The following is an 11,470-nucleotide window of genomic DNA, read 5'->3' as shown; positions in this document are numbered from 1 at the left end:
CGTTTTAGTTTGGCATTAAACGCACATAGCGTATAAATCCTGTCCCTTCAACTTTGCTTTTTACACTGTCGGTGGTTAACAAAAACTGAACATCTTTAGTGTAATATTCTTGATCCTCTACTGCAGACTCAAAACGGATACTATAGCCTGCATTGATTTTAGAATCTTCAATTTGTATCACACTTACTGCACGTTCTCCTCCAGAAATAGTAGCGCCCGTTAAAGCATCAATATCAGTTCTTACTTTACCTTGAAATTTCCACCATTCTGTGATGTCATGATACCACTCTTCATCATCACCTTGGACGTACAACGTTTTTTCGTATTCGCCATCAGGATTAATTAAAGAGATAGCAACATAAGCGCCTTCTCCGCTATAATTAGTCATCTGCACCATACATTTATACTTGGATGACGTTGTAAGGCTTGTAAAAGAAAACAAACTGATACAAAGTACTGCTAGGCTAAAAATTAGTTTACTGTTTTTCATTTAATGTTCTATTTTAAAAAATCTAAAGTGACTTGATTACTCATTAAAATTTCGTTTTCCGATGCTAAATCAAAAACACCCTCATCAAAGCTAGTTTTTATTGTTTTATCTGCTCCGATTGACAATAAATATCTAATAATTGTAGTATTAGTCGCTTTCATGGCTGCTAAATGTAAAGCTGTGTAACCTTCTTTATTAACCGTATTTACATCAACATCAAATTGATTAATTTGTTTTAAAAAATCGACGTCATTTTTATCTAAAGCAATATGTAATAATGTGTTTCCGTTTTTTTGAGGTGTTGCAAAGTCAAAGCCATTACCTTCTAAAAGTTGTAATTTGGTTTTGAAATTTGCTTCCTTTTTAGGATTGTATGATTCTACTAGATAATACGCTATATTATTTCCATTACTATCAGCAACATCCGTTTTTGCCCCTTTATCTAATAGTAATTTTACAACGTCATGACTATTATTTTTAACCGCTAACATTAATGCTGACTGTCCTTTTTTGTTAGTAAAATCAATCGATTCCACTTGCTCTAAAAGTGATGTAACAATTGTAATATCGTTATTACTTGCTGCATTTAAGAATGGCGTATTTCCATTTTTATCTGCGTCGTTTACAGAATTACCTTTTTCAATAAAATAATTAATAACTGCTAAGTCTTTATTTCTAGAAGCCACATTATGTAAAGGTGTAATACCCTCTGTTGTTTTAGTTTTTGGGTTTAAACCTACACTTTCTAAATAGTTGTACACGTCTAATCCATTCGTTTTACCTTTAGTCCCTTTACTAGCAAATATAAAGGCTTGATCGGTTCCTTTTTTCCCTTCTTTGATTAATCCTTTAAGCAATTCTAAATCCCCCGTTTTAGCCACGTAATTAAAAATTCCGTTGCCGTTATTATCAACGCTTTTATCACTTAAACCTTTATAAATAAAATAGCCCGTTAACCTAATATCGTTAGGTGCTGCCAATAATAAAGCATTAGCACCATCATGATTAACATCATTTTTTAAGTCCGCACCATTTGCAATACAAATGTCATACACTTTAGTATTGGTTTGTCCTGCATTTGCAGCAAAGTTTAAAACGGTCATGCCGTGATCATCCAAAATATCTGTTTTAGCACCTTTGCTAATAAAATACTCCATTATCGTATCATTACCAGTGTAAGCTGCCCAAAAAATATACGTACGTCCATCATGCGTTAATTTGTTAACATCGTTACCTTCTAAAGACACCATATACTCTATGACCTCATTTGGTGCCGACTGCAAAATAGCATACACAACAGGATCAAAATTATTATCATTTAACTCGGATGGATTATTCCCCGCATCAACTTGCGCCTTAACCGCATCAATAGTTACAGACGGGTTCCAAAACCCTCTACTTAAAAACACATTATCCTGTGCGCTTACTGTTATACTAACAAGCAGTAAACTTATTGCTATTATTTTTTTCATGTTAATTATATCTATTTTTTAATAAAACGTTCAATTATAGGATCTATTTGCTCTGATGTCGAGTAATTTTCGTCATCAAATAAATATTTGAATAATACTTTATTATCCACTTTTGCTTCTAAAGCTAAATCTTGGTGCCTTGCAAAAACAGACGCCCATTTAGTACGGACTTTAGCCCATTTTTCTTGGCCATCTTTCCACCAATCTTGTGCCGCTTGACATTTATTGTCATCCACCTTAACATAGGTGTTATAGCCTTTCTCTTTAGCCAAAATTACATCTTCTTTTCCAGCTTCTCTTATAATTTTTTCATTGTCCTGATCATGCACCCAACCATAGTCTGTTGTTTGATGTCTGTTACCTCTTAAGGTGATGTTATAATCGCTTCTTTTAGTATATTCTCGTCTTGGTAACGGTGCAGTTGTAATATTTTCCCAATAACTTTTACCATCAACATGTACCCAAGTTGCAGATCCTTCATAACGTGGACTATCATCTACTTGATAGACTTTTTGCGTCCATTGGTTTTTAACCTCTTTTTTCGGTTTTGACACATACGCCCATTGGTTATCGCCATTAAACATATAAAAATCTGTGTTTTCAAACAACCAGTCTTGTCTCCAATGCTTCACAATATAAGGTGCCTCAGGAGTTCCGACTTGTAATAAATGCTGAATCACAATTTTATCATCATTATCCTCTACCAATTGCGCCCATTCCAAACCTGAAGCGATTTTAGTATCCGATGGCTTGTACAAGGAATCTTTGCTATAATTAAACGTCTCTGTAAAATTGAACGTCACCTCGTAACAACCACACATGTTTTTTATGGCGTCTTGGTCCTGCTTCTTCTTGTTTTGCGCACGTAATGAGACAGAAAATGCTAAAAGTAATACTGGTAAAACTACTAATTGTTTCATTTGTAATGGTTTGGTTTTTTTATTAAAAATAATGTTGTTCTTATTTAGACTGAATTAAAATAACTTATATATTTGTAGCAAATTTAATCAAGAATGATTCTAAATAAAAACTATTTAACGGTTTATTTTATATTTTTTTTAATCGGAATTACAACCGCTCAACAAAAAGAAGCGACGACCAACGATTCTACAATAGTTCAAAATCTTGATGAAGTTGTTGTTACCGGTCAATACAATCCACAATCGATAAAAAAATCGGTACATAACGTCATCGTGATAGACCGAAAAAAGATTGATCAACAAGCTGCTAATAATTTAGCAGACTTACTAAATTTTAACCTTAATTTAAATATTATTCCTAGCGCACAAACGGGACGTTCTACTATTTCGTTTTTTGGGTTAGACTCGCAATATTTTAATATTTTAGTGGATAACATTCCTTTAGTTAGTGATAATGGCGTTGGTAATAATATTGATTTAACGCAAATTAATTTAGACGATATAGAACGTATCGAAATCGTCGAAGGTGCAGTAGGTGTAGACTATGGCGCCAATGCAGTCTCTGGTGTTATTAATATCATTACTAAAAAATCTATTGCCCATGACTGGGAAATTCAAGCCTTTGTACAAGAAGAAACAGTAAGTGATGAATATGCTTGGTTTGACGAAGGTCGCCACATACAAGCACTTAATATTGGGCATAAAATAAACGAAAAATGGTCCGCTAAATTAGGCTTCAATCGTAATCAATTTGCAGGATTTTACAACCAACGTGAAGGTCAAAACCATTATACAAATGATGGGTTACGTGGTTATGATTGGTTACCAAAAACCCAATTAACCTCTAAAGCCAGTCTTAATTACTCGGGTAACGACTTTAGATTATTTTATAAGTTCGAATATTTTAATGAAGACTTAAACTATTATGATGCTGCCGTAAGAGCAAATATAGACACACAGTCACAAACTAGTAATCCCTCGGCAACGGATAGAATATACACCACTAATAGATTTGTAAATAACTTAAGTTTAAGCGGTAGTTTAACTTCTGGTGCTAATTATAATGCGTCCTTTTCTTACCAAACGCAAAAACGAGATTTAAACGAGTTTAACTACTATATCTTAACTAAAGAAAAGACTAATGAAACCGATGAAACCTACCAATCAAGCACTGTGTTCTTCTCGAAAGGAACCATCAATAATTTATCAAAAAGCGATAAGTTTAACTACCAATTAGGATATGAAACAAGGTTTATAGAAGGGTTTGACACACAAGCATCCGGAGAAGTCACACAACAAGATAAAACACAACAACAGAATAATTACGCTGTGTTTTCGTCCTCAGAAATTAAACTATCCAATAAACTATCACTCCGACCAGGTTTAAGATATGAATACAATTCAAAATTTAAATCTCAATTTTTAGGATCATTTAGTGCCCGATATTTATTAAACAAAGGTTATGAGTTAAGAGCAAGTATCGGATCGTCTTACCGTACTCCAAATTTTGAAGAGCTGTACTACTATTTTGTAGACTCTAACCACGATGTAAGAGGTAATCAAGACTTAACCCCAGAACAAGGGTTTTCGACCTTTTTAAACCTAAAAAAACGAAGCTGGTTTGGCGACATCGCCATGACTAACAATCTAAAATTAAGTTATATCAACTTAAAAGATAAGATTGAACTAGCACTAGTAAATACAACGCCCCTACAATACCAATATATAAATATTGATGCCTATCGTTTAATTGGATTTACATCCGAAAACACTATAAAACAGAATAATTGGACTTTTAATTTAGGAGCAACCATACAAGGTGTCTCAAGAATTATGAACACTGAGGTTAATGCCGAAAACGACTTTTTATACGCCTTGCAGCTTAATACAAGTGCAACGTATTTAGTTAAAGATTGGAACACTGCCTTTACCTTGCTTTTAAAACACAACGGAAAACAACAAAACTACATTGCCGAAGGCAGCGACACTGAAGGCGGTACGCTATTTAAAAAATATACCACAGATGCTTACAGTTGGATGGATGCCTCAATAAAAAAGTCCTTTTTAAACAACAAATTACAAGCCACAATTGGAGGTCGAAATCTATTAGACGTCACAAACGTTACAACTAATGGCAACTCTACAACTGGTACCCACAGCATAAACAACAGTAGCCTTTTATTAGGATACGGCAGATCATATTACTTAAAACTATTATATAATTTAAATTTTTAAACACCAATACAATGAAAAACAAACTCTTTACTTTAGCCCTTTGCATGACTGCACTAGTTTTTACAAACTGTAGTAGCGATGACGATAATACACCATCACAACCAATAAACATCGTTATTGAAGGTGCTGCAGTAGCACCAACTGTTGGTGGACCAAACCAACAAAATCAAGTCTATGTCGATTTAAGTACAAATACAACAACAAGCGTACAGCGTGACTCTTGGGATTTAGGATTTTATTCTGGAACAGAATTTAGAGTTGCTATAAATGGCTCTATAGAAATGACCGTTGCTGAATTAACTACAAACGATATTGATAACGTTAATGCATCAACACAAGAAGTTCTAGACTTACAACCACAAATGGAAATAGGTAATCCTGGAACTGATTTATTTGTTGATAATCCAGAAGGAGATATTTCTGGTACTGCCATTTCAGAAGTTTCATCAACGGATGACAATAACAAAGTTTATCTTGTAAACTTAGGTTATGAAGTTGGAACAGAAACACCTCCTGTTGGAAGCATAAGTGTTTCTGGAGATTCTAGAGGATGGAAAAAAATAAGAATCTTAAAAAACGGTAATGACTATATTTTACAATACGCCGACCTAGATGCAACAACACATAATGAAGTTACAATTTCTAAACAGGCAGATTATAATTTTACTTTTTTCAGCTTTAACACAGAAACAGAAATAAATATAGAACCAGAAAAAACAAAATGGGATTTAAACTTTAGTAGAGCAACACAAATTTTAAGTTTTGGACCAGGCATATCTGGTGCTTATGGTTATTCGGATTATGTCTTAAACAACACTAAATCAAACGCTACTGTTTATAGTATTGATACAGAAGTTGACACGGACCTATCTTATGATAATTTCACTTTAGCAGACGTTATTGACACCAACTTTACTAACGATCAGCGTGGTATTGGAAGTAGTTGGAGAAACGGTGGTGGACCAGGCGCTTTACCTTCTTTAAAAGACAACGTCTTTTATGTTGTTAATGATACCGACGGAAACTTATATAAATTAAAATTTATAGCGTTAACTAACGCAGCAGGAGAACGTGGTTATCCAGAATTTGTATATAGCTTATTGCAATAGACCATTTAACAAACACATAAAAAAGCCTTAACAGTAAATGTTAAGGCTTTTTTTATTGCACTATTCCATATACCGGTTGGTGTAATCACTGCTAACTATTCCTTTCAAGTTATAAACCACTAAATATTGAAACAACTCCTCTTTAGGATACAATTCAAACAAATTATGCTTCTTAAAAATAAGATTATCAATTCTGAAAAAATAAACTTTCACCATTAATTCCAAATTAATATCCTGCTTAATATCTCCTGATTCTTTGGCTTTTTTAAGTAAGTTAAACACTATATCAGTAGACAATTCTTCCGTAAAATCATCAACTAGAGCACTTGCTTTTGGGTAATACTTTTTTAATCCAAACAAAAAAGAGGGCTTAAAGTATTTTAAATACTCAAACCCTCTACGGTAAATTAATATAACACAAAAAACAGGATCTTTACCATTGCTATTAACAATCCCATCTATATCATCTCTAAACTCCTTTAATAAACTGTCAAGACTAGCAGTTACTAGATCTTCTTTATTTTTAAAAAAAGTATAAATTGTTTTTTTTGATATACCAAGCGTATTTGCTAACTCGTCTAAAGTCACATGCTTGCTCCCAAATTGGGTAAACTTTGCAATAGCACAACTTAACAACTCCGCTTTGGTAATCATTTTAGTTTATTTTATCTCCATCCACCACCAAGAGCTTCGTATAAGTCTACGATAGATACCAGCTGTTGTAACTTACTATCAATTATATTCAACTCTGCACTCAAGGCACTTTGTCTCGCAGTTAACAAGTCTAAATACGTTGCGTAACCATTTTTAAGTAACTCTTCAGAGTTTGATTCTGCAGTACGCAATGCTTCCACTTCATTTTCTCTAAATTGAAATTTCTTAGTTTCAGACTCATAAGAAAACAAGGCATTGGACACTTCAGTTCCTGCAATTAACAAGGTCTTTTTAAACTGAAGTAATGCTTGTTCTTGTTGTGCAATAGCCACTTCTTTTTGTGTTTTTAACGCCCTTTTATTAAATAACGGTTGCGTTAAACCACCAACTATATTTGCGAAAATTGAATTTGCATTAAATAATTTATCTATCTCTAAACTTTGTAATCCACCGGCAGCCGTTAATTTTAAAGACGGATATAAATTACTTTTAGCAACATTAGTCAACTCAAAAGATTGAATCAAATTATACTCTGCAGACATTACATCTGGACGGTTACTTAATAGTGTTGCAGGAACACCAAGCTTAAGTTGTTCTTCAATTTTCTGAATATCTAAATTGCTTCTTTCAAAATGTTGTGCTGATTTACCAAGTAAAATACTTAACGTATTTTCTGTTTTAAAAATAGCAGTTTCAATATCGACCTGTAACGCTTGCGCACTACTATATTGTGCTATATTTTGATCTACGGCAACTTGTGTTACTTGTCCCGCATCTTTCAAAGCTTTAATCGTTTCGACACTTGTTTTTCTAGTCTCAATAGTCTCTTTAGTTACTTTCAATTGCGCATCTAAGGCTAATAAATTGTAGTATGTATTTGCTATGCTTGAAATCAATTGCGTTTTAACTGCTTGATGCCCTGCTACACTTTGTAAATAAGCCGCTTGCGTAGCTCTTTTATTACTGCGTATTTTACCCCAAAGATCTGCCTCCCAAGATAAATTTGCTGTCACGTCAAACTGATCTGTAGACGTATCCGTTAAAAACGCACCAAATTGTGTGTTTTTAGATAACTCTTGGTGTGTCCAATTAGTCCCAACACTTACAGATGGTAAATATCCTACTTTACCTTGCTTTGCATAGGCTTGGGCAGCTACCATTTGCTGTATTGCAATACGCACATCCATGTTATTTTGCAAACCTTCCTCTATATACTGTTGTAAATATTGGTCTGTAAATAAGGTTTTCCAAGACACATCTGCTATAGACACGCTGTCTGATGGTAAATTATCTGTTCTGTAAAGCGCATCGCTTACTGGCAACTCTGGTCTTGTATAATCTTGCGCCACAAAACAACTTTGTAACGTTAGTCCAACTACCAAAATTAGTACTCCTTTACTAAAATTTCTATGTTTTATATTAACTTTCATTGTTCTTATTCTTGAATAGTTTGTACTGCTGGTTTACTAGAAACTTTTTCTTGTAACCACTGAAATAATATAAATAGGATAGGAATTACAAAGACCCCTAAAATGGTTCCGATTAACATTCCTCCTACAGCTCCTGTACCAATAGAGTTGTTTCCTTCAGACCCAACACCTTTTGCAAGTACTAATGGCATTAATCCTAAAATAAAGGCGAAAGACGTCATTAAAATTGGACGTAAACGTGATTTTGCACCATCAATTGCTGCATCAACAATACTTTCACCATTTTTCCGTCTGGCTAGCGCAAATTCTACAATAAGAATCGCATTCTTGGCGAGCAGACCAATAAGCATTATCAGTGCAATTTGGAAGTAGATATTGTTTTCTAATCCAAACAAATTAGTACTAATATATGCTCCAAAGACACCAAATGGTAATGATAAGATTACTGCAAATGGTAATAAATAACTCTCGTATTGCGCACTTAATAAGAAATACACAAATAAGATACTTAAGGCAAAAATAAATGTGGTTTGGTTACCTGCACTAACTTCCTCTCTAGTTAAACCAGAATAAGCCACTGTATAATTACTTGGTAATTTTGCAACTTCTTCTTCAATAACCCTAATCGCATCCCCTGTACTAAATCCATCATTAGTAGCACCAGAAATCATTGTAGAATTAAACAAGTTAAAACGCGTTACCGATTGTGGTCCATACACACGTTTTAGGTTTACAAACTGTGTAATTGGTGTCATCTCTCCAGAATCCGTTCTCACAAACATACTATTTAAAGCATCTACATCCGCCCTGTCATCTGGTAATGCTTGAATATATACTCTAAATTGTTTACCAAACTTAGAGAAATCTGAAGCATAAACCCCTCCAATATATCCTTGTAACGTTGAAAAAATGCTATTAATTGGCACCCCTTTTTCTTTCGCTAAAGGCACATTAATATCCATTTCGTATTGCGGATAATTAGTACTGAAAGACGATTGCGCATATTTTATTTCTGGATGACTCATTAACGCCATAGAGAAATCTTTATTTGCTTGATCTAAATCTGTAAACTCGCCACCAAACTTATCTAATAAATTGACTTCAAAACCTGCCGAGTTACCAAAACCACGGATACTTGGTGGTGAGAAGAAAATAATATTAGCTTCCGGCATTGTAGATACCACACCAAATAATTTTCCTGTAATTGCTTGTACAGACGTTGAAGGATCTTCACGATCACCCCAATCTGCCAGTTTAATAATACCAAAACCATAGTTACTACCTGCACCACTAATTAAACTACGTCCTTTAATAAAGTTTACTGCAACTATACCTTCAATACCTGTAATTTTCTCGTATAAATCTCTTGACACAGCATCTGTTCTATCTAAAGACGCTCCAGCTGGCAACTCGATGTTTGCGAAAATAATCCCTCTATCTTCATTAGGTACAAACCCTGTAGGTGTATTTTGTGATGCCCAGAAAATTCCAACAATAGCTAATCCTAATAATACCACAGACACCCATTTTCTTTTGTATAAAAACTGAAGTGATTGACCATAGCGTTGTATTGTAGCATTAAACCCACGGTTAAATAATCTATAAAAACGTTTTAACGGACTCTTACCTTTTAACTCTTCATCATCTTTATGTGATTTTAGTAATAAAGCACATAATGCTGGACTCAAGGTTAGGGCATTTACTGCCGAAATAAGAATAGCGATAATTAATGTCACCCCAAATTGTTCATAAAAGACACCGGTTGGACCTGTTATAAACGTTACCGGAATAAATACAGCTGCCATTACTAAAGTAATAGAGATGATGGCACCTGATATTTCATTCATAGCAGTTAGCGTCGCTACCTTTGGATCTTTTTCTCCTTCATCCATTTTAGCATGGACCGCCTCCACAACCACAATGGCATCATCCACTACAATACCAATAGCGAGGACTAATGCGAATAGCGTTAATAAATTAATAGAATACCCAAACACATTTAGGAAAAAGAACGTACCAATAATAGATACTGGCACTGCAATTGCGGGAATTAACGTTGAACGGAAATCTTGTAAAAAGATAAATACGACTAAGAACACCAGTAAAAAGGCTTCCATTAACGTGCTAATTACCTTCTCGATAGACGCATTTAAAAACAAACTAGTATCGTAAGGTACAAATACATCTAAGCCTTCTGGAAGATCTTTTTTAACACCTTCCAACGTCGTTTTAATGTTTTCAATAATTTCTCTTGCATTAGAGCCTTTTGTTTGGAAAATCCCCATAAATACTGCAGGATTCCCCTTACTCATCGCATTAGACGCATAAGATTGTGCATCTAACTCGATAGTTGCCACATCACTTAAACGTAAAAACTGCCCATTACCTAAAGCTTTTATAACAATATCTTCATATTGTTTTTGTTCTTTAAAACGCCCGCTATACGTTAATGTATAAGAAAATGCTTCTCCGTTATTTTGTCCTAATGATCCTGCTGCTGCTTCTAAGTTTTGCTCTGCTAATGCTGCAGAAATATCTGAAGGTATTAGCTTGTATGCTGCTAACTTTTCAGGCTTTAACCAAATGCGCATGGCATAATCTTGTTGTGAAAATACACTAACATCACCAACACCGCTAATACGTTGCATTGCAGGAATTACATTAATTTTTAAGTAATTCTGAATATACGTTGCATCATAATCCTCGTTCTCCGAGTACATTGATATAAACATCAAGGCACTTGTTTCTTGTTTTTGAGTCGTTACACCTGTTTGAAGCACTTCTTGAGGTAATAATGAACTTGCTCTAGACACACGGTTTTGCACGTTTACCGCTGCTATATCCGCATCCATCTCCTGATTAAAGTACACTGTGATTTCTGCTGTACCTGTATTTGAAGCTGTAGAGGTAATGTATGTCATCCCTTCTACTCCGTTAATTTGCTCTTCAATAGGAACAATTACACTTTCTAATACTGTTTCTGCATTGGCACCTGGATATGATGCTGTCACCTTAATGGTTGGCGGTGCAATATCCGGATACTCCTCTATAGGTAAGCTTGTTATACTGATAACCCCTAGTATGACTATGATAATAGAGATAACTGTTGAAAGCACTGGTCTTTCAATAAATGTTTTTAACATGACTATTAAATTTGTTA

8 protein-coding genes are annotated in these 11,470 nt (G+C 34.3%); 2 read left to right on the top strand and 6 right to left on the bottom strand.

Annotation, left to right across the window (positions count from 1 at the left end; translation table 11 throughout):
* Positions 1-4: 4 nt before the first annotated feature.
* Genes E9099_RS07975 through E9099_RS07965 form a run of 3 tightly spaced genes read right to left on the bottom strand, consistent with a single transcriptional unit; the run spans position 5 to position 2,882 of the window.
* Positions 5-490 carry a DUF2271 domain-containing protein gene (locus E9099_RS07975; RefSeq protein WP_136583134.1) on the bottom strand — a complete coding sequence of 162 codons (486 nt, stop codon included), beginning with the start codon at positions 488-490 and terminating at the stop codon, positions 5-7.
* Positions 491-498: 8 nt separating this feature from the next.
* Positions 499-1,962 (bottom strand): ankyrin repeat domain-containing protein, encoded by a 1,464-nt coding sequence (locus E9099_RS07970; protein ID WP_136583133.1) that lies wholly within the window; start codon positions 1,960-1,962, stop codon positions 499-501.
* A gap of 11 nt (positions 1,963-1,973) precedes the next feature.
* The gene (locus tag E9099_RS07965) at positions 1,974-2,882 is read right to left on the bottom strand and encodes a DUF6607 family protein (RefSeq protein ID WP_136583132.1); all 909 of its coding nucleotides are present in this window, start codon (positions 2,880-2,882) and stop codon (positions 1,974-1,976) included.
* 93 nt (positions 2,883-2,975) lie between these two features.
* Between E9099_RS07965 and E9099_RS07960 the strand changes: the two genes are divergently transcribed.
* Together E9099_RS07960 and E9099_RS07955 are read left to right on the top strand one after the other, a co-directional pair.
* Positions 2,976-5,117: a TonB-dependent receptor plug domain-containing protein gene (locus E9099_RS07960; protein ID WP_136583131.1), complete on the top strand. Its 2,142-nt coding sequence runs from the start codon at positions 2,976-2,978 to the stop codon at positions 5,115-5,117.
* A gap of 11 nt (positions 5,118-5,128) precedes the next feature.
* Positions 5,129-6,226, top strand: coding sequence for an HmuY family protein (locus E9099_RS07955; protein WP_136583130.1), 1,098 nt, complete (start codon positions 5,129-5,131; stop codon positions 6,224-6,226).
* A 60-nt stretch (positions 6,227-6,286) separates the two neighbouring features.
* Here E9099_RS07955 and E9099_RS07950 read toward each other — a convergent pair whose 3' ends face one another.
* From E9099_RS07950 to E9099_RS07940, 3 genes are read right to left on the bottom strand one after another with little or no spacing between them, the layout of a single operon-like run.
* Positions 6,287-6,880, bottom strand: coding sequence for a TetR/AcrR family transcriptional regulator (locus tag E9099_RS07950; RefSeq protein WP_136583129.1), 594 nt, complete (start codon positions 6,878-6,880; stop codon positions 6,287-6,289).
* A gap of 11 nt (positions 6,881-6,891) precedes the next feature.
* On the bottom strand, positions 6,892-8,310 hold the full coding sequence (locus E9099_RS07945; protein WP_136583128.1) for an efflux transporter outer membrane subunit: 1,419 nt from the start codon (positions 8,308-8,310) through the stop codon (positions 6,892-6,894).
* Between the two features lie 5 nt (positions 8,311-8,315).
* Positions 8,316-11,453: an efflux RND transporter permease subunit gene (locus E9099_RS07940; protein ID WP_136583127.1), complete on the bottom strand. Its 3,138-nt coding sequence runs from the start codon at positions 11,451-11,453 to the stop codon at positions 8,316-8,318.
* Positions 11,454-11,470: the final 17 nt, after the last annotated feature.

Origin of the sequence: Psychroserpens sp. NJDZ02 (genome assembly GCF_004843725.1) — a bacterium.
Lineage (GTDB): Bacteria > Bacteroidota > Bacteroidia > Flavobacteriales > Flavobacteriaceae > Olleya.
Note: the sequence above shows the minus strand (reverse complement) of the source record. Positions and strands in the feature narration are given on the sequence as shown.